This is a genomic window from Agrobacterium pusense (genome assembly GCF_013285525.1).
GTDB classification, from domain to species: domain Bacteria; phylum Pseudomonadota; class Alphaproteobacteria; order Rhizobiales; family Rhizobiaceae; genus Agrobacterium; species Agrobacterium pusense.
This window is the reverse complement of sequence record NZ_CP053857.1, coordinates 252882-278726: the sequence shown is the minus strand read 5'-3', so window position 1 is coordinate 278726 and position 25845 is coordinate 252882. Positions and strand designations below refer to the sequence as shown.

26 protein-coding genes are annotated in these 25845 nt (G+C 60.6%); 4 read left to right on the top strand and 22 right to left on the bottom strand.

The genetic code is table 11. The features are described 5' to 3' along the window. Positions 1–180: 180 nt before the first annotated feature. The 5 genes from HQN82_RS14940 to HQN82_RS14920 form a co-directional block, all read right to left on the bottom strand. On the bottom strand, positions 181–897 hold the full coding sequence (locus tag HQN82_RS14940) for an ABC transporter ATP-binding protein (RefSeq protein WP_004445152.1): 717 nt from the start codon (positions 895–897) through the stop codon (positions 181–183). Continuing rightward, entirely contained in the window at positions 878–1642 is a 765-nt protein-coding gene (locus tag HQN82_RS14935) for an ABC transporter ATP-binding protein (protein WP_004445150.1), read from the bottom strand. The genes HQN82_RS14940 and HQN82_RS14935 overlap by 20 nt, the downstream gene beginning before the upstream one ends. Beyond that, positions 1639–2646 carry a branched-chain amino acid ABC transporter permease gene (locus tag HQN82_RS14930; protein WP_004445148.1) on the bottom strand — a complete coding sequence of 336 codons (1008 nt, stop codon included), beginning with the start codon at positions 2644–2646 and terminating at the stop codon, positions 1639–1641. The genes HQN82_RS14935 and HQN82_RS14930 overlap by 4 nt, the downstream gene beginning before the upstream one ends. Position 2647: 1 nt before the next feature. Next, entirely contained in the window at positions 2648–3511 is an 864-nt protein-coding gene (locus HQN82_RS14925) for a branched-chain amino acid ABC transporter permease (RefSeq protein WP_004445147.1), read from the bottom strand. A 90-nt stretch (positions 3512–3601) separates the two neighbouring features. After that, positions 3602–4774: an ABC transporter substrate-binding protein gene (locus tag HQN82_RS14920; RefSeq protein ID WP_004445145.1), complete on the bottom strand. Its 1173-nt coding sequence runs from the start codon at positions 4772–4774 to the stop codon at positions 3602–3604. A gap of 340 nt (positions 4775–5114) precedes the next feature. Here HQN82_RS14920 and HQN82_RS14915 point away from each other — a divergent pair, with 340 nt between their 5' ends. After that, positions 5115–5489: a hypothetical protein gene (locus HQN82_RS14915; RefSeq protein WP_006700227.1), complete on the top strand. Its 375-nt coding sequence runs from the start codon at positions 5115–5117 to the stop codon at positions 5487–5489. A 26-nt stretch (positions 5490–5515) separates the two neighbouring features. On the opposite strand, the gene HQN82_RS14910 is transcribed toward HQN82_RS14915, so the two are convergent. The 5 genes from HQN82_RS14910 to HQN82_RS14890 all read right to left on the bottom strand — a co-directional run bounded on the left by HQN82_RS14910 (position 5516) and on the right by HQN82_RS14890 (position 12506). Next, positions 5516–7249: a M14 family metallopeptidase gene (locus HQN82_RS14910; RefSeq protein WP_173615129.1), complete on the bottom strand. Its 1734-nt coding sequence runs from the start codon at positions 7247–7249 to the stop codon at positions 5516–5518. A gap of 3 nt (positions 7250–7252) precedes the next feature. Continuing rightward, positions 7253–8101, bottom strand: a complete 849-nt coding sequence (locus HQN82_RS14905; protein ID WP_004445140.1) for an ABC transporter permease — start codon at positions 8099–8101, stop codon at positions 7253–7255. A gap of 6 nt (positions 8102–8107) precedes the next feature. Beyond that, positions 8108–9031, bottom strand: coding sequence for an ABC transporter permease (locus HQN82_RS14900; protein WP_006700225.1), 924 nt, complete (start codon positions 9029–9031; stop codon positions 8108–8110). 77 nt (positions 9032–9108) lie between these two features. Further along, a complete protein-coding gene (locus tag HQN82_RS14895) occupies positions 9109–10644 on the bottom strand; it encodes an ABC transporter substrate-binding protein (RefSeq protein WP_022562725.1) in 1536 nt (511 codons plus the stop codon). A 41-nt stretch (positions 10645–10685) separates the two neighbouring features. Further along, complete coding sequence (locus tag HQN82_RS14890) at positions 10686–12506, bottom strand: ABC transporter ATP-binding protein (RefSeq protein ID WP_004445135.1); 1821 nt, start codon at positions 12504–12506, stop codon at positions 10686–10688. 474 nt (positions 12507–12980) lie between these two features. Here HQN82_RS14890 and HQN82_RS14885 point away from each other — a divergent pair, with 474 nt between their 5' ends. Next, positions 12981–13289 (top strand): putative quinol monooxygenase, encoded by a 309-nt coding sequence (locus HQN82_RS14885; RefSeq protein WP_173615128.1) that lies wholly within the window; start codon positions 12981–12983, stop codon positions 13287–13289. 62 nt (positions 13290–13351) lie between these two features. Here HQN82_RS14885 and HQN82_RS14880 read toward each other — a convergent pair whose 3' ends face one another. Continuing rightward, a complete protein-coding gene (locus HQN82_RS14880) occupies positions 13352–15253 on the bottom strand; it encodes a bifunctional sugar phosphate isomerase/epimerase/4-hydroxyphenylpyruvate dioxygenase family protein (protein ID WP_173615989.1) in 1902 nt (633 codons plus the stop codon). 121 nt (positions 15254–15374) lie between these two features. Between HQN82_RS14880 and HQN82_RS14875 the strand changes: the two genes are divergently transcribed. Beyond that, positions 15375–16070 carry a TetR/AcrR family transcriptional regulator gene (locus HQN82_RS14875; protein WP_173615127.1) on the top strand — a complete coding sequence of 232 codons (696 nt, stop codon included), beginning with the start codon at positions 15375–15377 and terminating at the stop codon, positions 16068–16070. Here HQN82_RS14875 and aroQ read toward each other — a convergent pair. The 11 genes from aroQ to pcaD form a co-directional block, all read right to left on the bottom strand. Next, positions 16042–16485, bottom strand: a complete 444-nt coding sequence (gene aroQ, locus HQN82_RS14870; RefSeq protein ID WP_022562721.1) for a type II 3-dehydroquinate dehydratase — start codon at positions 16483–16485, stop codon at positions 16042–16044. The genes HQN82_RS14875 and aroQ overlap by 29 nt on opposite strands. Continuing rightward, positions 16482–17351 (bottom strand): shikimate dehydrogenase, encoded by an 870-nt coding sequence (locus tag HQN82_RS14865; protein WP_044459384.1) that lies wholly within the window; start codon positions 17349–17351, stop codon positions 16482–16484. The genes aroQ and HQN82_RS14865 overlap by 4 nt, the downstream gene beginning before the upstream one ends. Before the next feature lie 202 nt (positions 17352–17553). Then, the gene (locus HQN82_RS14860; protein ID WP_004445125.1) at positions 17554–18315 is read right to left on the bottom strand and encodes an amino acid ABC transporter ATP-binding protein; all 762 of its coding nucleotides are present in this window, start codon (positions 18313–18315) and stop codon (positions 17554–17556) included. 13 nt (positions 18316–18328) lie between these two features. After that, complete coding sequence (locus HQN82_RS14855; RefSeq protein WP_004445123.1) at positions 18329–19168, bottom strand: transporter substrate-binding domain-containing protein; 840 nt, start codon at positions 19166–19168, stop codon at positions 18329–18331. Positions 19169–19210: 42 nt separating this feature from the next. After that, on the bottom strand, positions 19211–19861 hold the full coding sequence (locus HQN82_RS14850) for an amino acid ABC transporter permease (RefSeq protein ID WP_022562719.1): 651 nt from the start codon (positions 19859–19861) through the stop codon (positions 19211–19213). A 12-nt stretch (positions 19862–19873) separates the two neighbouring features. Beyond that, positions 19874–20542, bottom strand: a complete 669-nt coding sequence (locus tag HQN82_RS14845; protein WP_004445120.1) for an amino acid ABC transporter permease — start codon at positions 20540–20542, stop codon at positions 19874–19876. A 341-nt stretch (positions 20543–20883) separates the two neighbouring features. After that, positions 20884–21972, bottom strand: coding sequence for a 3-carboxy-cis,cis-muconate cycloisomerase (locus tag HQN82_RS14840; RefSeq protein WP_173615126.1), 1089 nt, complete (start codon positions 21970–21972; stop codon positions 20884–20886). Between the two features lie 68 nt (positions 21973–22040). Beyond that, on the bottom strand, positions 22041–22661 hold the full coding sequence (pcaG, locus tag HQN82_RS14835; RefSeq protein WP_004445117.1) for a protocatechuate 3,4-dioxygenase subunit alpha: 621 nt from the start codon (positions 22659–22661) through the stop codon (positions 22041–22043). Positions 22662–22663: 2 nt separating this feature from the next. After that, entirely contained in the window at positions 22664–23404 is a 741-nt protein-coding gene (gene pcaH / locus HQN82_RS14830; RefSeq protein ID WP_045531631.1) for a protocatechuate 3,4-dioxygenase subunit beta, read from the bottom strand. Continuing rightward, positions 23401–23835, bottom strand: a complete 435-nt coding sequence (pcaC, locus tag HQN82_RS14825; protein ID WP_004445114.1) for a 4-carboxymuconolactone decarboxylase — start codon at positions 23833–23835, stop codon at positions 23401–23403. Before pcaC ends, pcaH begins: the two co-directional genes overlap by 4 nt. Positions 23836–23838: 3 nt before the next feature. After that, positions 23839–24636 (bottom strand): 3-oxoadipate enol-lactonase, encoded by a 798-nt coding sequence (pcaD, locus tag HQN82_RS14820; protein WP_173615125.1) that lies wholly within the window; start codon positions 24634–24636, stop codon positions 23839–23841. Between the two features lie 93 nt (positions 24637–24729). Between pcaD and pcaQ the strand changes: the two genes are divergently transcribed. Beyond that, positions 24730–25671 (top strand): pca operon transcription factor PcaQ, encoded by a 942-nt coding sequence (pcaQ, locus tag HQN82_RS14815; protein WP_072493010.1) that lies wholly within the window; start codon positions 24730–24732, stop codon positions 25669–25671. Positions 25672–25845 lie beyond the last annotated feature (174 nt).

The following is a 25845-nucleotide window of genomic DNA, read 5'->3' as shown; positions in this document are numbered from 1 at the left end:
GGCGGGGGCTTTGTATGATCGGTCACCCTCCGTCATTCCGGCCTCGAGCCGGGATCCAGCCGACGCGCGTCGGCGCGGCACGAAGGGTCTCTTCACCCCAAAGACTTTGGGTGGCTGGATGCCGGCTCAAGGCCGGTATGACGGAGATTATATATGAACGCGCAATGGCGATACGTTGGCTTAGTGCAGCCCACCCACGCCTAGATGCGTATCGATAATATCCGGGTTCTCCACCAGTTCGCTCGACGGTCCGTCCCAGACGATGCGGCCGCGTTCCATGATGATGGCGTGGTCGGCGAAGTCGATGGCCATCTGGATGCGTTGTTCGACGAGAAGAATGGTCATTTCGCCGGATTGGGCGAGCTTGGAGAAGGCGGCCATCAGCTCTTCGCAGATGACGGGGGCGAGGCCTTCGAGCGGTTCATCGAGCAGCAGCACCCGCGGCTGGCCGAGAATGGTGCGGGCGGTGGACAGCATCTGCTGTTCGCCACCGGAAAGTTGCGAGCCGAGATTGCGGCGGCGCTCCTTGAGGCGCGGAAACAGCGTGTAGGCTTCCTCGATCGCCGATTTCGGTCGCCCCTTGAGGCCCACGAACAGGTTTTCCTCCACCGTCAGCGTCGGAAACACGTCACGGGTCTGTGGCACGTAACCGAGGCCGGCCTTGGCGCGCGCAGCACTTGGCAGGGTGCCAATCTCCTGCCCCCCGATGCGGATATCGCCGGAAAAACGCTTCGTCTGGCCGGCCAGCGTGGCGAAGAGGCTTGTCTTGCCGACGCCGTTGCGGCCGAGCACGGCGAAACGCGAGCCCGATGGCACGGAAAGCGACAGGCCCTCGATGACCCTCGTCGGGCCATAACCGGCCGTGAGGTTGACGATTTCAAGCGGCGCTGCGGGCATCGGCGTAACTTCCCAGATAGGCTTGGCGGACTTCCGCATTGCTGGTGACATCATCAGGCGAACCGTCGAAGATGACGGCGCCGGCGGCCAAAACGACGACGCGCTTGGCAAAACGGAAGACCAGATCCATGTCGTGTTCGATCATCAGGATCGCGAGGTCGGATGGCAGCCGGTCAAGCGCCTGTTCGATACGCGCGGTTTCCGTGGAAGGCACGCCGGCGGCCGGTTCGTCGAGCAAGAGGATTTTCGGGCGAAGCGCCATGGCAAGCGCGATCTCGATCAGCCGCTGCTGGCCATAAGCGATTTCGCGCACCTTTGTTTCGGCGAGGGCCGTGAGGCCAAGCGTGCCGAGAATGTCGCGGGCTTCGCCCATTACCGCAGGCATGGCACGGTAACGGCCGAAAATCCGGCCGGTCTTTCCCTCACGCTGGAGAATGGCGAGCGCCACGTGCTCCTCTGGCGTCATGTCCTGAAACAGCCTGGTAACCTGGAAGGAACGTACGAGCCCGCGTTTCACGCGCTGGCTGGCGCTAAGGCCCGTCACATCCTCGCCGGCGATGCGCACCGTGCCGGCTGACGGTTTGATATTGCCGGTGACGAGATTGACAAAGGTCGTCTTGCCGGCGCCATTGGGGCCGATGAGTACCGTCCGGTCTCCCGGCGAAAGCGACAGCGAGACGTTGTTGGTGACGACGAGGCCGCCGAAATTTTTCTGCAGGCCGGAGACTTCGAAAATGGCGCTCATTTGCGACCTCCCCGGAGACGCGCGATGATCTGTTCGCCTGCGCCATAAAGGCCGCGCGGCGCGAAGAGCACGACGGCGATCAGCAGCAGGCCGACAATGGTGAGCCAGTGAAACGGGTTGGCGGCGGAAACCACGTCTTCAAACCACATGAAGGTGACGGTGCCGATCAGCGCGCCGTAAAGGGAACCCGCACCACCGAGCACCAGCATGACCAGCCCCTCGGCCGATAGCGTGAAGCTGAGGCTGTCCAGGCCGACGACCTGCGTGGAGATGGCGTTGAGCGCACCACCAATGCCGGCGACGATGCCTGAGATAACGAACATCTTCAGGATTGTGCCATTGACGGCGCCGCCCATGGCCTGAATGCGGATGCTGTCCTGTTTGACGCCCCGGCACAACATGCCGAAGGGTGAATTGACGACCACCTTTAGGGCGAGGAAGACGACAAGCAGCAGGCAGACACCATAGATATAGGCGGTGCGGCCGAAGAGGTCGAATTCGAAGGTGCCGAACAGCGCGTCCGGCGAAACGCCGGCAAGACCGTCGCTGCCCCCGGTCCAGCCTGAAGCCTTGTTCGCCGCCTCGTGGAACAGGTGGATGACGGCGATGGATAGCACAAGCTGTGGAAGCCCGTGGGCACGCAGCAGCACCGCGCCGGAAAGCAGCCCGGCCACGCCGCCCGCAGCCGCGCCGATGGCGGTCATGAGAAGCGGGTCGGTGATTTCGAAATGGGCGGCGGCGATGCCGGCGGCATAAGCGCCGGCGCCGAAGAGGGCGGCATGGCCAAGCGTGGCGACGCCGCAATAACCGGTGACGAGATCGATCGACAGCACCAGAAGCGCAATGGCTATGATGCGTGTCAGAAGTGCCAGATTATCCGGAAACAGGTAATAACCGGCAACAGCGGCGGCGATGATGAGGAGCGGCCCCGCGAGCGCGCGCAGCGGTGAGCGCGCCTTCGGAATGTCTGCCGTTTCAGTCACGTCGTTCATGAGCACCGCCATCTCATTTCGCCCTTCCAAGAAGGCCGCGCGGGAACAGCGTGATGATCACGATGACCGCCAGATAAAAGAAGAATTCGCCATATTCGGGCGCAAGATATCGCCCGGTCGTATCGATGGCGCCGAGCAGCAGGCAGGCGATCAACGCGCCGGGAATGGAGCCCGCGCCACCAACGGAAACCACGACCAGAAAGGTGACCATGTAGCGCAGGGCATAATAGGGTTCCACCGGCAGCAGTTCCGCGCCGATGACGCCGCCCATGGCGGCTAGTCCGACGGCGATGGCGAAGCTGACGGCATAGATGATTTCGGTGCGCACGCCGAGGGCTGCGGCCATGGCGGCATTATCGACCGCCGCGCGCAGCTTGATGCCGAAGGCGGTCTTTTCAAAGGTGAACCACAGCGCGCCGGCCACGGCAAGACCGCAGGCAATGGCGAAGATGCGGTGGGTGGCGATGGTGCGGAAGCCAAGATCGGTGGGGCCGGCCAGCTGCTGCGGCAGCGGAATTGTCTTCAGCGTCGGGCCGAAAACGAAGTTCGCGATGCCAATGATGCAGAAGGTGATGCCGATGGTCATCAGCACCTGTGTCAGTTCCGGCGCGCCATAGATGCGGCGATAAAGGAAACGTTCGAGCGGTATGGCGATGACGATGGTGCCGACGATGGCGACGAGGATCGCAGCCGCATAACCGAGACCCAGTCCGTGGGCGGCATAGGAGGCGAGATAACCGCCGATCATGGCGAAAGCGCCGTGCGCCAGATTGACCACACGCATCAGCCCCATGGTGACCGAAAGGCCGATGGAGATGATGAACAGGACCATGCCATAGGCAAGCGCATCGATGAGGATGCTGAAGACCGTCTGCATGATGAAGAAACTCCTCCCGGTGCTGCAATGCCCGTCCGGGCCGGAAACGGGCCGCCACTGGCGGCCCGGCAATATTGTCCTGTCTGGCCGTTACTTCGCGGCGGCGAGACCCGGATCGCCCTGTTTTTCGAAGGTCTGGACTTCCTTGTTGTAATAGCTGCCGTCATCGGCCTTGGCTACTTCGCGCAGATAGATGTTCTGCGTGATGTGGCGGCTTTCCGGGTCGATGCTGACCGGGCCGCGCGGGCTTGTCCAGGAAAGGCCCTTGACTGCCTCAACCGCCTTTTCCGCATCCTGCTTGCCGCCAGTGGCCTCGATCATCTTGCTGATGACATACATGCCGTCAAAGGCGCCGACGGAAGGGAAGGAGAGTTCCTTCGGATTGCCGATTGCCTTGGTTGCGGCTTCCACGAAGGTCTTGTTCTCGGGTGAATCATGCGAGATGGCATAATGGAAGGTCGTCTGCATGCCGAGTGCGGCTTCCCCGAGCGCCGGCAGATCGGATTCCTGCGTCAGATCACCCGGCGCGAAGAGCTTGACGCCTGCGGATTTCAGGCCGTTGTCGTTGAAGGCCTTGACGAAACCGAGCGTGGTCGGGCCCGATGGCAGGAAGGCGAAAACACCCTGTGCGCCGGAATCCTTCACACGTTGCATGATGGGACTGAAATCATTGGTGGAAAGCGGCATGCGGATGGTTTCAACCACTTCGCCGCCGGCAGCGGTGAAGGCCGCCTTGAAAGCATTTTCGGCATCGACGCCCGGGCCATAATCGCTGACCAGTGAGATGACCTTCTTCACGCCGCCGTCAAAGGCCACCTTGGCGATGGGGGTGGAAGTCTGCCAGGTGGTGAACGACGTGCGCACCACATAGGGGCTCTTGGTCACGATGGCCGAGGTGGCGGCATTCATGACCACCATCGGCACGTTGCCCTGCTTCAGCAGGGGTGTGACGGCCATGGCGTCAGGGGTAAAATAGAAGCCGGCAAGATATTGCACGCCTTCCTTCACCACCAGCTCCTGCGCCAGTGCCTTGGATTGCGCCGGATCGGCCTGCGGCACATCGCGATAGACGACCTCCACCGTGTCATTGCCGACCTTGTTGCCGTGAAGGGCAAACCAGGCATCGATGCCGGCCTTGAAGTTCTTGCCCTGCAGCGCAAACGGGCCGGAGAACGGGCCGACAACGCCCACCTTGATCGTTTCTGCATAAGCGGCAGAGCTGAAACAGATGGCCGCTATCGCCACGGTGATCCGAAATTTCATGGTTTCCTCCAAATTCGCCTGTGGCTCCCATCCACCGGTCCAGGCTGCCAGATTGATGATTAAGAATATCAAAGTAAAATGAAATAAGGGGGGTAATAAATAACCTGACGGTTATCAATACCGCGTCTTTGACGCCTTGCCCATATCGGATCGGGAAATCAGCCCGGCGCCTGCCCCTTTTTCAGCTCCGCATCGGCCTTGGTCTTCGCGGTCAAACAGTTCGGGGCAAATGTCGCCTGCAACCGCGCGGCCGGCAGTCCCGCAACCAGAGCTTTAACCAGTTCTAAGGGGATTTTTCGTAGTCTCCCCAAGCATATTTAGAACGTTATTTGGTGTCTTGATGGGCGAATATCAGAATAAAGCTGTTGAGCTGATGCGCAATCGCGTTGGAGAAAACAGGCTCAACAACCGGATCGAGCGTCGTGAAGCATTTCTGCGCAAGGCGCTGACGCTTTATCATGCCATGGGTGGTGCGATGGAGGATGTGGAAGCGGCCGTCAAGGACGCCGTGTCATCACCTGCACCGACCATCGACGTGGCCGTTGGCGACGTGATGTACAAGCTGGCCGCCATCGGCCATGTGGCCGATCTCGATATTATCCAGGCGGGATATAACAAGCTTGATGCCGCCAACCTGCATATTCTCAGCAAGGGCAAGAAGCTGCTGCAAAAACAGCGCGATCAGAAACTGGCTGCGACAACGCCGGGGAAGTGAACCGCCCGCCCGGGGCGGTTGCCGTATCAGGCCACTTGCGGCGACAGGATTTCCTGCCAGGCATCGTAGGCGGACAGCACCGTTTCCATTTGCGCCGTGTGGCCGGTGATGAAATCCGTGCCATAGATGGTTTCGTCGGGATATTCGGTGATCAGCGTCATCGGCACGGTGTGGCGGTCATCGATGGACGACAGGCACGGAAAGCCGTTGATGATGCGGAAACCGGTTTCGCCGGCGTGGATTTCATAAAGCGCGATCTGGCGGTTATTGTAGTCGAGCAGGCCGGGAATGGCGCCGAGATGGCGGGTTACCTTGTCCAGCAGGGCTTCCGCTCGGCTTTCCCAGTCCGCATGGTGGCGGATGATGAGGAAGAAACCCTTCGGCAGCGTCCACATGGCGAAATTGCGCGGCACATAACCGGACAGAGGCCGGGTCCACTCATGTGAAGGATACCCGTGCAGGTTCACATGCAAACTGGCGCCGCTCATTTCCTGCGCCTTGAAACGGATTTCCTTCTCGTTCAGATGCGCAGCCGAATTTTCCGGCGTGCGATATTCGAGGTCATCGCCAAGGGCGGTGTACCGCGCCGCATGATGCATGTGGCGCGGATTATCGACGCGCAGACGCTGATGCAGGGCGTAACCGTCAGGATTTTCCAGCGGCGAGATGGTGAAATGCGCGCCCTTGCGATCAGCGAGTTTGCGGGCGGCGCGGATGGCGCCGACGATGCCCGTCGTCTCGTTGGGGTGCTGGCCGCCGCTGATCATCACCGCGGCATCGCTGCCGGCGAGATAACGGGCGGAAAGGATGCGGCCGGAGCGGGAGCGCGCCTGGAATGCCTCGCCGCCGATTTCCTCAAGCAGCCCTGCGAGCTGGCCTGCCGCAACCGGTTCGCGCGCCTCATCGATCGGTTGCTCGCCGCCATCGAGGAAGGCGGTTGTGAGCGGGCGGGTCTCGATGTGAAGGGAGATTTCGCCTTCGCTTCTGACGATTTCCGGTACGATCTGGCCGGGCTTGAGGCCACGGTCACCCAGCGGTCGGCCGGATTTTTTCTGAAAGAACTCCAGCAGCGAGAAATAGAAATCCTCGTGCAGCGCTTCGCGCAGGCTGACGACCTCATCACCAACGGAAAGAGGCAGATCTTCTGCCGGATGGGTAACACGGATGTTCAGTTCCTCGAAATAGGGCTCTTCATCGCCCCAGCCGTGGTTGGCGACGGCACTGATTGCCGCTTCAAAAAGCTGTTCGTAATCCGTCTCCAGTCGCTCGCCCGAGGCATCACCGGCAAGCCGGAACCAGCCGGTTGGCGAGACATTGGTTTCGCCGACGATATCGGTATGAACCCGGTTCGGAGCCAGAACCTTCAGAGTTTCCGTCCTGCCACGGCGGCTCAGCGTCACCTCATAATGGAAACTGTCGTCCTCGCGGGCGATGAAATCCAGCTTCGCATCGCCCACCAGCGCCGCCAGCGGATAGGCCTCCAGCCGGAAACGGTTGGCGGGGGCGTTTTCGTGCACCGGGTAACGCACCTCGATGGCGTCGACGCCATCGAAATTGATCTCTTCCAGAAAGGTGAAGAGAAGGGGCTTGTAGGCGTTGCGGATTCGGGCGCTGACCCCCTTTTTCTTCAGCCTGTTTTCAGCCTCGCGGCGGCTTTTGGCGTCATCAAAGGTCCATGCCTCGAAGGACTGGCCGGGCTCGGCGCGGGCGACCAGTGTATCCAGAGTACGCGCGAAAGTCTGGTTGAAAATCTGGCTCATGGGTTACCTCGAGGTTCTGCCTGTTGGGTCAAGGCTGTCGCGCAGCCAGTCGCCGAGAAGGTTAAGGCCAAGCACGGTGAGAAGGATAGCAAGGCCTGGAAAGACGCTAACCCACCATGCCGTCTGCAGATAAGTACGCCCATCCGCCAGCATGCCGCCCCAGCTTGGAATTGTCGGATCAACGCCGAGACCAAGGAAGGTGAGGCTGCTTTCCAGCAGGATGTTGTTAGCGACATTCAGCGTCATCAGCACGATGACCGGGCCGATGAGGTTCGGCAGCAGGTGCTGAAGGATGATGCGCCAGTCTTTCACGCCAATGGCGCGGGCGGAAAGGATGAATTCCCGCTCCCGCAGCGTCAGCACCGAGCCGCGCACGAGACGGGCATATTGCACCCATTGCGAGACGATCAGAAGGATGATGGTGTTGGTGAGGCTGCCGCCGACAATGGCGATGAAGGTGATGGCTAGCAGGATGAAGGGCATGGCGAGCTGGATATCTGCAAAGCGCATGACCAGCATATCCCAGAAGCCGCGGTAATAACCCGCCACCAGGCCAACCGCGACGCCGAAGATGACAGCACCGATGACCGAGGTGAATCCGACCAGCAGCGAAATTTTGCCGCCGGCGACGACGCGGGCGAGAACGTCTCGTCCCAGCGGATCGGTACCCAGGGGATGGGCGGCATTGGCGAAGGGTTTGGCAAGGCGCGCCATCAGGTCGATCTTGTCAGCTCCGCCCGGAAACAGCACATCGGAAAAGATGACGGCAAGGCAGATGATTGTCGTCAGCGACGCGCCGAGGACGAATTCGAGATTGGTGAAGCGCGCGAGACGCGAGGTTTTGGCAGCCATCGTCACTTACTCCGTGCGGATGCGCGGATCGACAAGCCCATAGGCGATATCGACCAGAAGGTTGATGCCGACGATCATCAGCGACAGCACGGTGATGACGGCCTGAAGCACGGGATAATCGCGCGCGCCGACCGCGTCGAAGGCGAGCGTGCCGAGGCCCGGCCAGTTGAAGACACGCTCGATAACGACGATGCCGCCAAGCAGCCCACCAAATTGCAGGCCGAAATAGGTGATGAGCGGAATGGCGCAGTTGCGCAGCGCATGTTTGTAGAGAACCTTGCTTTCACTGAGCCCCTTGGCGCGCGCCACCATGACGTATTGAGAGCGCAGCGTATCAAGCATTGCCGTGCGCACAAGGCGTACATTGGTGGCAGTAAGGATCACACCCATGGTGACCGCGGGCATGATGTAGCTCGCAAAACCGCCCATGCCGCTTGGCGGTAGCCAGCCGAGCGTGATGGAGAACAGCAGCACCAGCATGGTGGCCAGCCAGAAATTCGGGAAGGAAAGGCCGACGAGCGAGAAGATGCGGATCACCTGATCGGCCGTCTTGCCACGCGAAGTCGCCGCCTTGATGCCGAGCGGGATGGATAGCGCAATCGACACCGCCATGGAGATGAAGGCCAAGAGCAGCGTGGCGGGCAGGGCATCGGCGATCAGGCGCGAGACCGGCGTGCTGCCGGTGAAGCTGCGGCCGAAATCGAGCGTCAGAAGGCCCTTCAGGAAGCTGAAATATTGCACGAAGAACGGCCGGTCGGTGCCGAGCGCCGCACGGATGCGCGCCAGATCATCTTCCGTCATGCTGCCGCCGCCCTGAAACATGGTGACGGCGGGGTCACCCGTCAGGCGGATGGCGAAAGAAACGAGAAGGGTGATGGCGATGACGACAAAAATCGCCTGCAGCAATCGCTTGATGAGGAAACCGGCCACGTTTTTTACCTTGAAGAGAGACCCGGCCTTGCCCGCATTGCGGCGGGCAAGGCGTGTTGATCAGAAAACCAGCCTGATTATTCGACGGTAACGTCGGTCAGCTTCAGGCGATTGTCAGGCGGTGCGACAAAACCCTTTACCCGCTTGTTGATGCCGTAAATGGCATTGGTGTTGTAGAGCGGGATTTCCAGCGCGCGTTCGGCGGTGTAGCTGCCGATTTCCTTGAGAATCTTTTCGCGCTCGGCGCGGTCCGTCAGCGGACGCTGGGATTCCAGGAGCTTGTCCAGCTTTTCGTCCTTGTCATAGGGGTTCCACTTTTCACCCGAGTGATACATGGAATAGGCGGTGTTATCGTAATCGAAGGTCCAGCCGCCCCATTTCTGCTGGAACATCGCGCCGGTCTTGCCCTGCGGAATGATGTCGTTCAAGAGAACGTTGGTTTCATAGGGCTTGATGGTGGCGGTGATGCCAACCATGGAGAGGTAGCTGGAAATGACCTGCGCCACTTCGTTCATCGTCGCGTCATTGCCGCGGATGTCGATCTGGAGCGCCGCACCCGGCTTGACGCCGGCTTCCGCGAGAAGCTTCTTGGCGCCTTCAGGATCGTAAGGCAGTGGCTTCAGTTCCGGATCGTAACCGAAGGACAGCGCGCTCTGGAAGCTTGCGATTTCCGATGCCTGGCCGGCAAGGATCGACTTGACGATCGTGCCGCGGTCGACGGCCATGATGATGGCCTTGCGCACCTTCGGATCGGCGGTAATGCCGTCACGGGTGTTGAAACGCAGCGCATCGACGGTCGGGCCGGGGACGCTGACGATCTGAAGCTTGGAATCTCCTTCGATGACCGGGATCATGCCAATCGGGATGGTGGGCGGAATGACGAGATCGACGCGGCCTGCCTGCAATTCGGCAACGGCGGTCGCCGGCTCTGAAATGAAGCGGTATTCCAGTTCGGAAAGCTTCGGTGCGCCGCCCCAGTAATCCGGGTTGGCTTCAAGCTTGATGTTGGTCTTCGGTGCATAGGATACGAATTTGAACGCGCCGGTGCCGATTGGGTTGAGGTTGAAGTTGTCCTCACCCTTTTCCTGGATATATTTCGGCGGCACGATCATGCCGCCATAACCGGCAAGCTTGGTGAGCAGAACCGGATCCGGCGCCTTCAGCTTCATGTCGACGGTGTAGTCGTCGATGACATCGACGCTTTCGATGGCGACATAGTTGGAGCGCTGCGGGCCCTTGGCACCCTGTTCGCCAAGAAGGCGCTCGAAGGTGAACTTGACGGCGGCGGCGTTGAAGGGCTCGCCATTGTGGAACTTGACGTTCTGGCGCAGCTTGAAGCGGATGCGCTTGCCTTCATCCAGCTCTTCCCAGGATTCGGCGAGGCCGGGCACGACCTTCAGGTCCGGGCCGCGATAGGTGAGGCCATCGAAGATGTTGGTGGCGACAGCCGCCCATTGAACGAGGAAGGTGTCGATCGGGTCCCAGCTGCCCGGGTCCTGCGGGCTTGATATGGTCATCTTGCCGGCGGCAAGAGCCGGTGCGGCGGTCAAGGCCGTTGCGGCCATGGCAAGCGCGACGAACGTTGTCGTCATCCCCTTCTTGATCATTGTCATCTACCTGTTCCTCTTCAGATGGTTGTGGTTCTGGTTGTTATTCAGGCGCTCTTCGCGATAAAGTGGCCCGGATTGATTTCCTCATGGGCGAGAATGGCCGGCTCATCGCCGACACGGCGCACGGGATTGGGAATTTCGCCCTCGATCATGGCGATGCGGCGCTCGATGGTCGGATCGGCCACCGGCACGGCCGACAGCAGGCGGCGGGTGTAATCATGCGTGGGGGTTTCGAAGACCTGCCGGCGGCTGCCCATTTCCATGATCTGGCCGAGATAAAGCACGGCGACGCGATGGCTCATCTTTTCCACGACAGCCATGTCATGGCTGATGAAGAGATAGGCGAGCCCGCGCTCGGCCTGCAAATCCATGAACAGATTGATGATCTGCGCCTGAATGGAAACATCGAGCGCCGACAGCGCCTCGTCGGCAATGATGAGCTTCGGATCGGAAGCGAGCGCGCGGGCAATGCAGACACGCTGGCGCTGGCCACCGGAAAACTCGTGCGGATACCGCGCGGCGTGCTCGGAGGAGAGGCCCACACGCTCCAGCAATTCATCCACCCGCCGCTTTACGGCTTTCTGATCATTGATCAAACCATGGGTGTTGATCGGCTCGGCAATCGAAAAACCAACCGTCTTGCGTGGATCGAGCGAGGCGAAGGGGTCCTGGAAGATATATTGCACTTCCTGACGCATGCGGAAGCGTTCCGCCGCCGACATCTGTGCAAAGCTGCGGCCGTTGAAGGTTATTTCGCCCGAGATGGCCGACTGCAACTGCTGGATGGTGCGGCCGATGGTGGATTTGCCAGAGCCGGATTCTCCCACCAGCGCCAGCGTTTCGCCGGCATGAATATCGAAACTGACCTTCTGCACGGCGCTGCACCGGTGCGTTGCCTTGCCGAACAGGTTCTTGCGGATATCAAAGCGCACGAACAGGTCCTTGACCGACAGAAGCGGTTTCTGGTCGTATTTCGCGGTATTTTGCACGCGCTCTTCACCGATCACGACCGGCTGGCCATCCTGCAGCACCGTGAGCGGCAGGCGCTTCGGGAAGGCTTCACCTTCCATGCTGCCAAGGCGCGGAACGGCGGAAAGCAGGGCGCGCGTGTAAGGGTGCTGCGGATTGGCGAATATATCCTTGACCGGACCTTCCTCGACCTTCTTGCCTTTCCACATGACGACGACGTCATCGGCCATTTCCGCCACCACGCCCATGTCATGGGTGATGAAGACCATGCCCATGCCGAGCTTCTTTTGCAGGTCGCGCATGATGTTGAGGATCTGCGCCTGAATGGTCACGTCGAGCGCCGTCGTCGGTTCGTCGGCAATGAGAAGCTTCGGGCGACAGGCGAGCGCCATGGCAATCATCACACGCTGGCGCATGCCGCCGGAAAGCTGGTGCGGGTATCGCTTCAGAAGCTCGGCTGCATCGGGCAGGCGCACCATTTCGAGAAGCTTCTGTGCTTCTGCCATCGCTGCCTGCTTACCCATCTTCTCATGCAGCACAAGCACTTCGCAGATCTGGTCGCCGATGGTGAAGACGGGGTTGAGCGAGGTCATCGGCTCCTGGAAGATCATGGCGATCTCCTTGCCGCGGATCGAGCGCATCTCTTTCTGAGAGGCCTTCAGCAAGTCCCTGCCTTCAAACAGGATTTTGCCTGTCGGATAGGTCGCGCCCATCATGTCCGCAAGGCGCATGGTGGAGAGCGACGTGACCGATTTTCCCGATCCGGATTCGCCGACGATCGCCACCGTGCGGCCGGGCTCGACGCGAAAGGAAATATCGTCCACGACGCGGCTGTTGCCAAACTCGACGCTCAGGCCTTCGACGGACAGCAGGGCGTTTGCGTTTGCGGCAGTCATGTCAGCGTCTCCGGCGTGGGCCGCGCCGGTGAAGGGGCGCGGTGGTCTGGAAAAAGAAAAGGGTGATGGGCAGGCGAGCTACGCGCAACGCCGGGCGGGAATGTCGAAAATGTCGGGTGAGATCGCATCTTCAGGATGCTTTTTCACGGGGAGCCGCGCGACAAGCGATACCCCGCATTAATAGCCGCAGTGCCGCCGCAGCCGTGCCGGTCAAATCCATGGCAGCCACCCGACGCGAAACGCCGGACGCCAATTCGACAATGCGCATGAAACCTTATTCTCCCCCGCCCTTGTTTTATGGAAAAAGCTAACAAAACAGAACAATCATGTCCATAGTGTTGAACAATTTTTGTGTACTGCTCTACAAATGCGCATATGCACCGATTTTGAGCGCGTGTTGCTGCACAATGCTTCGCAAAGAGGCGTGTATTCCGCCTGTAGCGCCACTAAAAACACTGAGAAGGACGAAGAGGAATGGGAATGCCGTGCATGAACAATAGGGCGGGCGCAGTCAGGCTGAGGGGTTTTCTACGATGCTTGTCCAAGGATGATGTCCAACTGGTCCGGCGCCACCTTCCTGAACATCTTCGTCTGACGAGAGAGGAACCCGGCTGCATTTCCTTCGAGGTATCCGAGACCGACGATGCCCTGATCTGGCGGGTTGAGGAGCTTTTTGCCGATCGTGCCGCCTTTGATTTTCATCAGCAGCGGACGCGGGCGTCGGAGTGGTTTATGGCGACCTCCGCCATTCCACGCGATTACGAGATAACGACATTGGAATAAATGAGAACAGGCCGCAGCGGCATTCCTGCCGGCTGCGGCCTGTTCGGATTCGCTGCCGAGACCTATTCCTTCGGCATGCCAACCGGCGGCGCAAGCCGTCGTTGCGCGGCGATGCGGAAGGGGGCGTTCATGGCGCCATAACCGCCGTAAGCCCCGCGCCTTTCGATGATTTCGAAGAAGAAACCTTCGCCGAAGGTGCGGCTGTAAATCTGGAAATATTCGCCATTGTCGTCGCGGTCATAAAGGATGCTCGCCGCTCTGAGCGCATCGGAAAATTCCGGCTCCAGACCAAAACGGGCCTCCAGATCGTCGTAATAATTGCGCGAGATCGGCAGGGCCTGAAAGCCACGTGCCTGCATCGCCCTGGCCGTGGCGAAAATATCGTCGGTGGCGAAGGCGATGTGCTGGATGCTGCTGCCGAAGCCCTCCGCCAGGAATTTGCCGGCGAAGGTCTTGCGATTGTCGGCACCGTTCATGGTCAGGCGGAAATGCGGCGAGGGTACGCTTTCAATCGCCTGGCTGCGCACCAGCCCGCCCGGATCGACCACATCGATCATCGGTGTGCGGCGGGTGGAAAACAGCGAGGTGTAGAACAGAAGCCACGTCAGCATTTCATCGTAATGCGTTGTTTGCGCAAGATGATCGATCCTCTTCAGCCCGGCATCGCCAGCTGGTTTATTATCGCCGACTGTCGCAAACTCATTGTCCCAGATGGAATCAAGCGCCGGCGAACCGTCGAGGAAATAAATGACTCCGTTGCCCACGCCCTGAATGGCCGGGACGGCGACTTCGCCCGTCTTGCGCGGCTCGGCGAAGGTGGGCGCACCCAGCGCTTCAGCACGCGCCAGCGCCGCTTTGGCGTCATCAACCTTCAGGCCGAATGCATAGGCATTGGTGCCGTGGATGGAATAGGACGCCCCGGCGAAACTGTCGCCGCCATCACTGGTATTGATGACGATGCGGATATCGCCCTGGGTATAGAGGTCGATATCGCGATTGCGGTGATGTGCGGTTTTCTCGAAACCGAGCGTGGCGAGCAGCGCCTCCAGATTGATCTTTTCGTCCGGCGCCGTGGTGAATTCCACGAATTCCACGCCCCGCGTCTCAACCCGGTCCGGCATGGCGGGCACGTCGATTCGGATATCCGGCTCAAGACGGCGCACCTGATCCATCAGGTTGACGAGCGAGCGGTGACCATCTTCGGCAAGCAGCCGGGCCGAGCCGCCGCGGAACTGGTCATTAAAGATTTCGAGCGATAGCGGGCCGCTATAACCGGTTGCAGCCACGGCGCGCATGAAATCCACGACCGGCAGATCGCCTTCTCCCGGCATGTTGCGGAAATGGCGGCTCCAGTAGAGGAGATCCATGTCGATCAGCGGCGCATCGGCCAGCTGGACGATGAAAATCTTGTCGCCGGGAATGGAACGGATGGAATTGGGATCGATCTTGCGCGACAGCGTGTGGAAACTGTCAAGGATGATGCCGACATTGGCGTGGTCGGCGCGGCGCACCACCTCCCAGGCGTCGCGATGATCGCTGATGTGACGCCCCCAGGCCAGCGCCTCGTAACCCACGCGCACGCCATGTTTTGCGGCAAGTTCGCCCAGCTGATGGAAATCGGCGGCGGCGCGGTCTATGCCGCCGAGCGAGACCGGCGAGACATTCGAGCAGATCAGCATCAGATCTGTGCCGAGTTCGCCCATGATGTCGAATTTCCGCTGCGCTCTCTCGAAGGCGCGGGCGCGGTGCGGCTCCGGCATGCCCTCGAAGTCGCGGAACGGCTGAAACAGGGTGATATCAAGTCCGTGGTCGGCAGCCAGTGCCTTTACCTCGCGCGGGGAGGCGTCATAGGTCAGGAAATCGTTTTCGAAAATCTCCACGCCGGAAAAGCCGGCCTTGGCGATCGCCGCCAGCTTTTCGGGGAATTCGCCACTGATCGATACGGTTGCAATGGATGTGCGCATTGGCATGCCGTGTCCTGCTGTGTCATAGCTCGCCATATTGCCTTCCTTTTCAGCCTTATGTACTGATTGGTTAATAAGCAGGGCGTGACCGCAGGCCGCCGCCCCACCGATGGAATGGATGATGACCAAAACTGCGACTTTGAACGCGACCCGAGAAAGCCGGCAGGCGAAGCGTGATCCGGAAGGAGTTCGCCGCGACATTCTTTCGGTGGCCATGGAAGAGTTTTCGCAAAATGGCCTCTCCGGCGCCCGCATCGATGAAATAGCGGCGCGCACGCGCACGTCCAAGCGCATGATCTATTATTATTTCTCCGACAAGGAGAGCCTTTACCAGCGCGTTCTGGAGGAGGCTTATGCCAAGGTGCGCGGCGGCGAGAGCGATCTGGAGCTCGGTGATCTGGAACCGGCTGCGGCGCTCGACAAGCTCTGTCGGTTCACCTTCGACCACCACCGGCGCAATCCCGCTTTCATTCGCATGGTGATGATCGAGAATATCCATCACGGCCGGCATATGCAGTCCTCCGAAACGATCCGCCAGCTCAACCGTCCGGCCATCGATGCGCTGGAAAGCGTGCTGCTGCGAGGCCAGCAGAGCGGCGTCTTCCGCGAGGGCATCGATGCGCTGGAATTGCACTGGCAGATCAGCGCGCTGTCCTTTTTCAACGTCTCGAACGTCACGACGTTCTCGTTCATCTTCGGCGACAGCCTGTTCACCGATGCGGGACAGGAGACATTGTCGCGGCATGTCAGCGACATGGTGCTGCGTTATGTGCTGACGCCCGCCCATATCACGACGAGCGCGAAAGACGGCCGATGAGGTGGCGCAGCGCCACGTCATAACCTTCGATGCCGAGGCCGGCGATCACGCCTTCGGCGCGGGTCGAGACATAGGAGTGGTGCCGGAAGACCTCGCGTTTGTGGATGTTGGAAATGTGGACCTCGATCACCGGCCCCTCAAAGGCATTGAGCGCATCGAGGATGGCCACCGAGGTATGGGTAAAGGCGCCGGGGTTGATGACGATGCCTGCGGATTTGCCGCGGGCTTCGTGAACCCAGTCGATCAGCTCATATTCCCGGTTGCTCTGGACAAAAAACAGTTCGTGGCCGGCGGTTTCTGCGATCCCGCGGCAACGGGTCTCGATATCGGCGAGCGTTTCATAGCCGTAGATTTCCGGCTGGCGCTGGCCGAGCAGGTTGAGGTTCGGGCCGTTGAGGATGGTGAAAAGGCTCATGCCACCCCCTCCGCCATGCACAGCTCGGTGAAATGTGCGGTCATGCGCGCAGCGTCCGGTTCGCGGCCGCAGAAGAGGCGGAATGCGCCAACGGCCTGAAACACCGTCATGCCGCCGCCGGGCAGGGTGCGACAGCCCTTTTTCGCCGCCGTCGCGAGCAACTCGGTCACGAGCGGCATGTAGACGATGTCGGCCACCCAGTGTCGTTGTTCGATCAGGTCGGCCGAAACCGGCATGCCGGGATGGGCGGGCATGCCCATTGGCGTGGCGTGGATCAGGCCATCGGCAAAGGGCAGGGAAGCGGCCGGGTCGCCAACGGCAAAGGCGCGCCCTTCTCCGAACCGGTCGTTGAGTTCGCTCGCCAGGCGCTCGGCCCGGGGCAAATCGCGATCGAAAATATCGAGTCTCATAATATCGAGCTTCAGGGCGGCATGGGCGACAGCCACGCCGGCGCCGCCTGCGCCGACCAGCAGCGCCCGATCACGCTTTGCATCCGGCAGGCCGCGCACGAAGCTTTCGTAAAAGCCGTACCAGTCGGTGTTATGGCCAATGCGGCGGCCGTCGCGGAAGACGACGGTATTGACCGCTCCAAGCATGCGGGCGTCGTCAGAAAGTTCGTGCAGATGCGCGATGACGGCCTGTTTGAACGGATGGGTGATATTGGTGCCGGCAAAACCGCGCGCCTCCAGCTCATCGAGCAGATCGGGAAGGGCGCTCAAGGGCAATTTGCGTGCGGAGACATCCACCAGCTCATAAGAATAGTCGAGACCATGGGCTGCGCCCTCGCGCATATGCAGCGCGGGTGACTTGGATAGCTGGATATCGGCGCCTATCAGGCCGACCTTGAATGCGGTTTTGTCTGTCATGATCTCGGGTCGTTCATCTGTTCGGCGGCGTGCATCGCCTGCCTTCGGGTTGCTGGCGAGGTGTTGAAACCTCGCCGTCGTCATCCTCGGGCCTGATCCCGGGGATCTGTCATCCGCTGGCTCCATGGATCCCCGGGCTGTCCCGGGGATGACGCTGTCTCTGCGCGGGAGGTCGCCAAGAGTTCCCCGCGGAGCGCGAACCTCAATGATGGGCGAGAATTTCGCCAAGGAACGTGCGGGTACGCTGGTGCTTGGGATCGCGGAAGAATTCCTCCGGGGGGCCTTCCTCGATGATCTCGCCTTCCGACATGAAGACCACGCGGTCGGCCACCTGCCGGGCGAAACCCATTTCATGCGTCACGCAGATCATCGTCATGCCGTCGCGGGCAAGACCGATCATGGTGTCGAGCACTTCCTTCACCATTTCCGGATCGAGGGCCGAGGTCGGTTCGTCGAACAGCATCGCCTTCGGTTCCATACACAGCGCCCGCGCAATCGCCGCGCGCTGCTGCTGGCCGCCGGAAAGCTGGGCGGGGTACTTGTCGGCCTGGTTGAGAATGCGCACGCGCTCCAGATATTTGCGTGCCGTCGCCTCCGCATCGGCCTTCGACAGGCCTTTCACCCGCATGGGCGCCAGCGTGCAGTTTTCCATGATGGTCTTGTGCGGGAAGAGATTGAAGCTCTGGAACACCATGCCCACTTCGCGCCGAACCGCATCGATGGCGCGGCTGGAATCCGAAAGCATGGTTCCCTCCACCGTAATCTTGCCCTCCTGGATTTCCTCCAGATGGTTGATGCAGCGAATGAGGGTGGATTTGCCCGAACCGGACGGGCCGCAAAGAACGATCTTCTCGCCCTTGCGAACCGTCATGTTGACATTTTTAAGCGCGTGGTAGGCTCCATACCACTTTCCGACCCCTTCAAGGGCGATAAGCGGAACCTGTGCGGCGGCGGATTGCGGCATGGAAACCTCCGGATTACTTCACGGTGAAGGGGATGTCGGGAAGGCTGTCCGGGAAGGCCGGCACTTCGCGCTTCATCCATTTGTCGTAAATCTTGGCGAGCTGACCGTCCGACTTGATCTTGTCGAGGAAGGCGTTGACGGTTTCGTTCCAGTCCTTCTCACCCGGGCGGGTGCCGGCGCCGTTATACATGGTCGTCAGTTCGAACTTTGATTCGTACTTGCCCTCGGCGGCCTTGTTCAGCCGGTCGCCGTAGAACATGTTGCCGCCCACGGCTTCGACCTGGCCCGATATCAGCGCCTGAATATTGGCGGCGTCGTCATCGAAGCGCAGGATATTGGCTTTAGAGCCGGCACCGGCAGTAATCGCCGTGTCCATGGCGCTCGACTTCGGCACGCCGACATTGATGCCGGTCAGATCATCGTAACCGGCGATCTTCTTGTCCTTGGGGGCATAGACGGAAAACACGTTGCCGACATAGGGCTTCGAATACTGGATGCTCTTGGCGCGCTCGGCGGTCATGGCCATGGTGGCGAAGAGCACGTCGACCTTGCCGGTCAGCAGCGCCGGGATGCGGTTTGCGACGGCGAGCGGCACGAACTCGGCCTTGACGCCGAGATAGTCCGCGAAGGCCTTGCCGATATCGGCATCGAGACCATCCTGCACGCCGCTGGAATTCACGAAGCCCCAGGGCGAATTGTCACCCTGAATGCCGATGACGACCTTGCCCTTGGCCTTTGCCTCTTCAACGGTCCCGGCGAAAGCATCGCCCGGTGTCACGAAAGGCAGCGCAACCGTTGCCGCGGCGAGCGCGAGCAGGGCGCGACGCGAGAATTTCATGCTGGTGGTTTTCATCTTTTGCTCCTCCTTACAAAGCTGATGAGATGGTTTTGACGTTTAACGGGACGCGGCCTGCAGCCGCTTTTCGACGCCGGCGCCCCACAGGGAGAGCGGCCAGCAGATCAGGAAATAGATGATGCCGACGAGGGCGAAGACGGTGAGCGGGCGGAACGTCTGGTTGGAGACGATCTGTCCGGCGCGGGAGAGCTCGACGAAACCCACGATCGCCGCAAGCGAGGTGCCCTTGATGAGCTGCACGAGGAAACCGATGGTGGCCGGCAGTGAAATCTTGAGCGCCTGCGGCAGGACCACATCCTTCATGCGTGAGACGTAATGCAGGCCGAGCGCATTGGCCGCTTCCGTCTGGCCTTTCGGCACGGCCTGGATGCCGCCGCGCCAGATTTCACCCAGGAAGGCGCTGGCATGCAGCGTGAAGGCGATGGCAACGGCGATCCAGGCATCGACATTGAGGCCGGCGAGCGCCACGCCGTAATAAACCACGAAAAGCTGCATCAGGAGCGGTGTGCCCTGGAAGATGGCGATGTAGGCCGTGCTTGCCCGCTGGATTGCCGGGCTGTCCGCAACGCGGGCGAGCGCCACGCAAAGGCCGAAAATGCCGCCGCCGATAAAGCCGATGATGGTCAGCGCAAGGGTCCATTTCAGGCCCTGCAGCAGGAAGAAGAGTTCGTTGGGACCGATGGATGCCATTGTCTTCTCTCCTCACTTGACCGGATAGCTGAAGGAAAGGCGGGAGATGAGCGAGAAGACGGCCATCATCAGCGAGGAAATGACGAGATAAAGCAGCGTGATCGAGAAATAGACCTCGAAGGATCGGAACGTATCCGCCTCGATCTTCTGCGCGACCGAAGTCAGCTCGTAAGCGGCGATCGAAGTGCAGACCGAGGTCGTCAGCGTCAGCATGATGAACTGGCTGGTGAGCGACGGATAGACCGCGCGCAACGCCGGCTTCAGGATGATATGGCGGAAGATCTGCGCCCGGTGCAGGCCGAGCGCGAGGCCCGCTTCCACCTGGCCCTTGGGGATGGAATCGACTCCGCCTCGAATGATTTCAATGGCATAGGCGCCACCGTTCAGGGCCAGCGCAATGATGGCGGTGACGGTGGGATTGAGCTTGATGCCGATCTGCGGCAGGGCGAAGAAGATGAAGAATATCTGCACCAGAAACGGCGTGTTGCGGATGGCTTCCACAAAGCCGATGACGATGCCGCGCAGCAGCCTGAAACGCGAGCGTCGGGCGACAACCCCGAGAACCCCGATGACGGTGGCAAGCGACATGCCCGCAATGGCAAGGCCGATCGTCGCCAGACAGGCTAAAAGCAGCTCGGGCAGCCGGTCTATGACCGCTGAGAAATCGAGACTGTAAGACATTCTTCCTCCCAACCCCTTCGGGTCCGGACAGGCTTTGTGCCTTGTCCGCATCGCTCTGGAACCGTGCGGCGCCAAAGCCCTCCATTTGTCGATTTTTGCCGCTGCGGGCTTCGAACCCTCGTCGGCGTCGCCTCGTCAATATTAATGTTTGTACCAGTTAGTTCATTTTTGTGTCAAGCGTCATCTCCGGTTAAAAAGCGGCGTTGCCGCTGTTTTTTTGTTTTTTGAAATTCCCGATAAAGTCTTTTTTATCAATGGCTAATGCAAAGGAGCGCAAGCGCTTTCCGCACGTCACCATGTCGCCACCGGCCGCCCGTCTGGCAGTTCCTGCAAGCCCTGATCTATGGACGATGTAGATCGTCGTGAGGCTCGTTTTCGCCTGCGCCCAACCTGTCTATCTGCCCCGCCAACCGCTCGGCGATCAGCAGCGAGGCTCCCGTTGCCGTCACCATTTGTGGGAGCGACAGCCATTCCAGCATCCAGCCCGCGCCGGACCTTTCCTGTTCGTGCACAAGCGACTGGTGCAATGCCGATATGTGCACGGCATTGAAGCGCGCGAGCGTCACCAGCGTTTCGGCATTGACCGGGTTTTGTTTGTGCGGCATGGCCGAGGAACCGCCGCCTCCCGAGAGGCGGATTTCCGTGCCGAGTTCGGCCATGAGCGCGATGTCCTGCCCGAACTTGCCGAGCGTGCCCGTGATCAGCGAAAGCAGACCGGAAAATTCGGCGATGCCGTCGCGCTGGCTTTGCCATTGTGGCCGATCCGCAAGGCCGAGGCGCCTTGCCAGATCGATGCGCACGGCTGCGGCATTGTCACCGAGCTTTTCGAGCGTGCCGGCCGCGCCGCCGAATTGCAGGGCGAAACCGGTCTGCGCGAAGCTCTGGAGCCGCAGCAAATGGCGCTCCAGCGGTGAAATCCAGCTTGCCGCCCGGTCGGCGACCGTGATGCCGATCGCGGCCTGCATGCGGGTATAGCCCGTCAACGGATTGTGGCCGTCGCGGGAGGCGAGATCTCCCAGCGTATCGACGAGACGCCCGAGCCGCATGGCGATGATTTCCGTCGCCATTTTCAGCCGCAGCATCAGGCTGGTATCGATGACATCCTGGCTTGTGGCGCCGAAATGCACCTTGTCCGCTGCCTTGCCGGCGACGGCCGCCCGCATCTGCCGGATGAGTTCGGGAACCACAACGCCATCCTTTGCGACGCCGTGGCGAAGGGCGGTGATGTCGGCGGCAAAGTCCGACAGGCCTGAGACAATCGCTTGTGCCACCTCATCCGCAAGGATGCCAGCCTCCGCCTCCGCCTCCGCCAGCGCCACTTCGAAACGGATCATGGCGTCGATATCCGCCCTTGCCGAAAACAGCTCGACGATTTCGCTGTCGCCGAAAAGGCCTGAGAGGAAAGGGTGCTCGAAGGGGGAAAGGCTCATTGTCCGTCTCGCTTTCTTTTGCGCATATCGTTGTCGCAAAACCGCTGCACACTTTTGCGCGATATGCGTCAGATATCGAAAAACACGGTTTCGCCTTCGCCCTGCAGACGGATATCGAAACGATAAACGTTGCCTTCTTCCTTTTTGGCGACAAGCGTGGCGATGCGGCTTTTCTGCTCGATGCGGGCGAGAACGGGATCGGCGGCATTGGCCTCCTGTTCTTCCGGGAAATACATACGGGTCTGCAGGCCGATATTGATGCCACGCGCGACGATCCAGAAGGTGATGTGCGGCGCCATCGGCCGACCGTCGCGGAACGGCACCGAGCCGGGCTTGATGGTTTCGAAGACGAATTCGCCCGTATCCATGTCACCGGGCGAGCGGCCCCAGCCGATGAAATTCGGATCGGCCTTGCCGCGCGTTTCGCTCGGGCTGTTGTAATAGCCGTCGGTATCGGCCTGCCATATCTCGATCAGCGCATCCTTGAGCGGCATGCCGGCGCCGTCATAGACCGTGCCGCGCACGCTGATGCGCTCGCCGCGGGCCTTGTCGTTATAAAGCGGGCCGGAACCGAGATCCTTCTCGAACACGCCTTCGATGCCGACGAAATTGGGTGTGCAGCCGATATGCACATAGGGCCCTGCCGTCTGCGAGGCGGTTTCCTTGAAATAGTTGAGCGGCTGAACCATGGTCAGTTGCCCTCCATGCGGTTTTCGAAAAGGGTGGAGCGGCGACCGCGCAGCACGATATCGAACTTATAGGCCAACATGTCCATCGGCAGCGTCGCATTCATGTCCAGCGGCGCGATCAGTCTCCGTATCGCATCCTCGTCCGGAATGGTTTTGACGATCGGACATTTCCAGATCAGCGGATCGCCTTCGAAATACATCTGGGTGATGAGGCGCTGCGCGAAACCGTGACCGAAGATGGAGAAATGGATATGGGCCGGCCGCCAGTCATTGACGCCGTTCGGCCAGGGATAGGCGCCCGGCTGGATGGTCTTGAACCAGTAATAGCCGTTCTCGTCGGTGATCGTGCGGCCGACGCCGCCGAAATTCGGATCGATGGCGGCGAGGTAGCTTTCCTTCTTGTGGCGGTAGCGACCGCCGGCATTGGCCTGCCAGAATTCCACCAGCGCGCCGTCGACGCCGCGACCGCGCTCGTCCAGCACCCGGCCGTGAACGAGAATACGCGGGCCGACCGGCATTTCACCGGGGCGGGCATAGTTGAGGATGAGATCGTTATCCAGCGGATTCAGCATGCCATGGCCAAAAACGGGACCGGTGATCTCGCTCTTGGTTCCTTCAAGCGAAATCAGGGCGCGTTGCGGCGAGCGCAGGATCGAGGTCTTGTAGCCGGGCGCATAGGCCAGCGGGTGAATATCGCGGTTGCGTGCGAAGAAAGGCCCGGTTTCTGGTGGCTGGTTGCTCATTTCGTCTCCTCCCCATCGCCAGTTTTATCAAGGGAACTATCGGCTTTCATGCTGGCCAGGGCAAGCTTGGCAATCTTGAAAGCATGATTGGCGGCAGGCACGCCGGCATAGATCGCCACGTGCATCAGCGCCTCGCGAATATCCGCCTCGGTTGCGCCGGTATTGACGGTGGCGCGCACATGCATGGCAAGTTCTTCGTCCTGGCCCAGCGCCGCAAGAAGGGCGATGGTGACCATCGAGCGCTCGCGTTTCGTCCATTGATTGCCGGACCAGACGGTGCCCCAGGCGCCTTCGGTAATGAGCTGCTGAAAAGGCTGGTCGAAGCCCGTCGTCACGGTCTGGGCGCGGTCAACATGGGCATCTCCCAGCACGGAGCGACGGGTCTTCATGCCCTGTTCGAAACGTTCGTTCTTGTTGTTCTGGTCCGCCATCGGTCAATGCTCCGGCAAGGTCTTGAGAAAAATGCACGCGGCCTGCGCGTAGGCGAGTGGCTGTTCAAGGCAGGGAATGTGGCCGCAGCCGGCGATTGTTACAAAGCGGCTTGCGGGAATGAGGTCCGCCAGCGATTTTACCAGTTCCGGCGGTGTCGAGCCGTCCTGATCGCCCACGACACAAAGGGTCGGCACGGCAATGCGCCCGGCGGCCGCGGTAAAATCCGTATCGCGGATGGCGGCGCAAGTGCCGCTGTAACCGGCTTCCGGCTGTTGCGACAGCATGTTGCGTGCGCCGGCATAGGCAGCATTGTCAGGCGTGCGGAAGGCGGGCGTGAACCAGCGCTCCATGACGGGATCGACCAGCGAGCCGAGGCCATCCGCAGAGATTTTGTCGATGCGGGCGTTCCACATGTCGGCCGTGCCGATCTTGTGAGCGGTATTGCTGAGCACGAGTGCGCGGACGAGATCAGGCCGGCGGGCGTAAAGCCCCTGGGCAATCAGGCCGCCGACGGACAGGCCCCAGATGACGGCACTTTTCACGCCGAGATGATCGAGCAGCGCGATCAGATCACCGGCATGGTCGTCGATCGAATAGGGTGGGCGACCGATATCGGAAAGCCCGTGGCCACGCTTGTCGTGCAGCACGTAGGCATAGTCATCGCCAAGCACTTCGGTCACCGCATCCCAGATGCGGAAATCCGTACCGAGCGAATTGATGAAGGCGATGACCGGCTTGCCGCTGTCCAATCCCTTGACGCGATAATGGATCACGGTCTTGCCGCAGCGCAGAAAATGCATGATGGCTCCTCCTGCCGGGGATATTGCAAGCGGGTTCCGGTTAAGTAAAATGACATTATCGATGAAAATCATAACCACTGGATTATACGAGCGATGGTCGACCAGCGTATCAAGTTCCGCCACCTGCAGACCTTTGTGGAGGTTGCGCGGCAGAAAAGCGTTATCCGCGCCGCCGAAATCCTGCATGTCAGCCAGCCGGCGGTGACAAAAACGATCCGCGAACTGGAAGAGATTCTGGGTGTCTCGCTATTCGACCGGGAAGGTCGCGGCATTCGCATCAGCCGCTACGGCGAGGTTTTCCTGCGCCACGCCGGCGCGACGATGACGGCGTTGCGGCAGGCGGTCGACTCGGTATCGCAGGAGGCGGCGCGCGCCGGTCCCCCGGTGCGGGTGGGTGCTCTGCCCACGGTTTCGGTCCGCATCATGCCGAAGGCGATGGCCGGTTTTCTGGCGGAAAAGACCGGCAGCCCGGTGAAGATCGTGACGGGCGAAAACGCTGTTCTGCTGGAGCAACTGCGGGTCGGCGATCTCGATCTCGTCGTCGGCCGTCTCGCGGCGCCGCAGAAGATGGCCGGGTTTTCCTTCGAGCATCTCTATTCGGAAAGGGTGCGCTTCGTGGTGCGGGCTGGCCACCCGCTTCTGTCGCCCGGTGTTTCGGTGTTCGATCACCTGCATGAATATCCGGTGCTGATGCCCACACGGCAGTCCGTCATCGGTCCTGTCGTGGAACAGTTTTTGATCGCCAACGGTGTTCCGGCCCTGCCGATCCGCATCGAAACCGTATCCGACGCCTTCGGCCGCGCCTTTCTGCGCACCAGCGACGCGATCTGGATCATCTCGGAGGGCGTGGTGGCGGCGGATGTGGCGGACGGCATCCTCGAAATTCTGCCGGTCGAGACCGGCGATACCAGCGGCCCGGTGGGACTGACGGTCCGGGCAGATACACAGCCCTCGCTGCCGCTTTCGCTGCTGATGCAGGCCATACGTGAGGCGGCGGGCGAGTTGCTGGATGGGAGGGCGGAGGCTGGTTCTTGAGATAAGGGTGAGGGTCGGAAAAGTCTGAGAACCTGTCCTCCGTCATTCCGGCCTTGAGCCAGAATCCAGCCACGGCGCGTCTGCGCCGTGAAAAGAGTCCTTTTGCGATCAATGACTTGATCGCGCTGGACCCCGGATCATGTCCGGGGTGACGGGTGTGGAAACGGTAGGGAT

Bases quoted from the DNA above. Each gene is read 5' to 3' on its own strand.
- HQN82_RS14880 (WP_173615989.1), bottom strand. From the start codon at position 15,253: ATGCGCACATCCATTGCAACCGTATCGATCAGTGGCGAATTCCCCGAA.
- HQN82_RS14860 (WP_004445125.1), bottom strand. From the start codon at position 18,315: ATGCCGCAATCCGCCGCCGCACAGGTTCCGCTTATCGCCCTTGAAGGG.
- pcaH (WP_045531631.1), bottom strand. From the start codon at position 23,404: ATGAGCAACCAGCCACCAGAAACCGGGCCTTTCTTCGCACGCAACCGC.
- pcaC (WP_004445114.1), bottom strand. From the start codon at position 23,835: ATGGCGGACCAGAACAACAAGAACGAACGTTTCGAACAGGGCATGAAG.
- HQN82_RS14895 (WP_022562725.1), bottom strand. From the start codon at position 10,644: ATGACAATGATCAAGAAGGGGATGACGACAACGTTCGTCGCGCTTGCC.
- HQN82_RS14930 (WP_004445148.1), bottom strand. From the start codon at position 2,646: ATGGCGGTGCTCATGAACGACGTGACTGAAACGGCAGACATTCCGAAG.
- pcaD (WP_173615125.1), bottom strand. From the start codon at position 24,636: ATGCATTTTCTGCGCTGCGGCAAGACCGTGATCCATTATCGCGTCAAG.
- aroQ (WP_022562721.1), bottom strand. From the start codon at position 16,485: ATGAGCCTTTTCACCATCCTCAACGGCCCGAACCTCAACCTGCTCGGC.
- HQN82_RS14850 (WP_022562719.1), bottom strand. From the start codon at position 19,861: ATGGCATCCATCGGTCCCAACGAACTCTTCTTCCTGCTGCAGGGCCTG.
- HQN82_RS14915 (WP_006700227.1), top strand. From the start codon at position 5,115: ATGGGCGAATATCAGAATAAAGCTGTTGAGCTGATGCGCAATCGCGTT.
- HQN82_RS14920 (WP_004445145.1), bottom strand. From the start codon at position 4,774: ATGAAATTTCGGATCACCGTGGCGATAGCGGCCATCTGTTTCAGCTCT.
- pcaG (WP_004445117.1), bottom strand. From the start codon at position 22,661: ATGGTTCAGCCGCTCAACTATTTCAAGGAAACCGCCTCGCAGACGGCA.
- HQN82_RS14890 (WP_004445135.1), bottom strand. From the start codon at position 12,506: ATGACTGCCGCAAACGCAAACGCCCTGCTGTCCGTCGAAGGCCTGAGC.
- pcaQ (WP_072493010.1), top strand. From the start codon at position 24,730: ATGGTCGACCAGCGTATCAAGTTCCGCCACCTGCAGACCTTTGTGGAG.
- HQN82_RS14885 (WP_173615128.1), top strand. From the start codon at position 12,981: ATGGGAATGCCGTGCATGAACAATAGGGCGGGCGCAGTCAGGCTGAGG.
- HQN82_RS14845 (WP_004445120.1), bottom strand. From the start codon at position 20,542: ATGTCTTACAGTCTCGATTTCTCAGCGGTCATAGACCGGCTGCCCGAG.
- HQN82_RS14940 (WP_004445152.1), bottom strand. From the start codon at position 897: ATGCCCGCAGCGCCGCTTGAAATCGTCAACCTCACGGCCGGTTATGGC.
- HQN82_RS14925 (WP_004445147.1), bottom strand. From the start codon at position 3,511: ATGCAGACGGTCTTCAGCATCCTCATCGATGCGCTTGCCTATGGCATG.
- HQN82_RS14855 (WP_004445123.1), bottom strand. From the start codon at position 19,168: ATGAAAACCACCAGCATGAAATTCTCGCGTCGCGCCCTGCTCGCGCTC.
- HQN82_RS14840 (WP_173615126.1), bottom strand. From the start codon at position 21,972: ATGAGCCTTTCCCCCTTCGAGCACCCTTTCCTCTCAGGCCTTTTCGGC.
- HQN82_RS14865 (WP_044459384.1), bottom strand. From the start codon at position 17,351: ATGACAGACAAAACCGCATTCAAGGTCGGCCTGATAGGCGCCGATATC.
- HQN82_RS14935 (WP_004445150.1), bottom strand. From the start codon at position 1,642: ATGAGCGCCATTTTCGAAGTCTCCGGCCTGCAGAAAAATTTCGGCGGC.
- HQN82_RS14905 (WP_004445140.1), bottom strand. From the start codon at position 8,101: ATGGCTGCCAAAACCTCGCGTCTCGCGCGCTTCACCAATCTCGAATTC.
- HQN82_RS14910 (WP_173615129.1), bottom strand. From the start codon at position 7,249: ATGAGCCAGATTTTCAACCAGACTTTCGCGCGTACTCTGGATACACTG.
- HQN82_RS14875 (WP_173615127.1), top strand. From the start codon at position 15,375: ATGACCAAAACTGCGACTTTGAACGCGACCCGAGAAAGCCGGCAGGCG.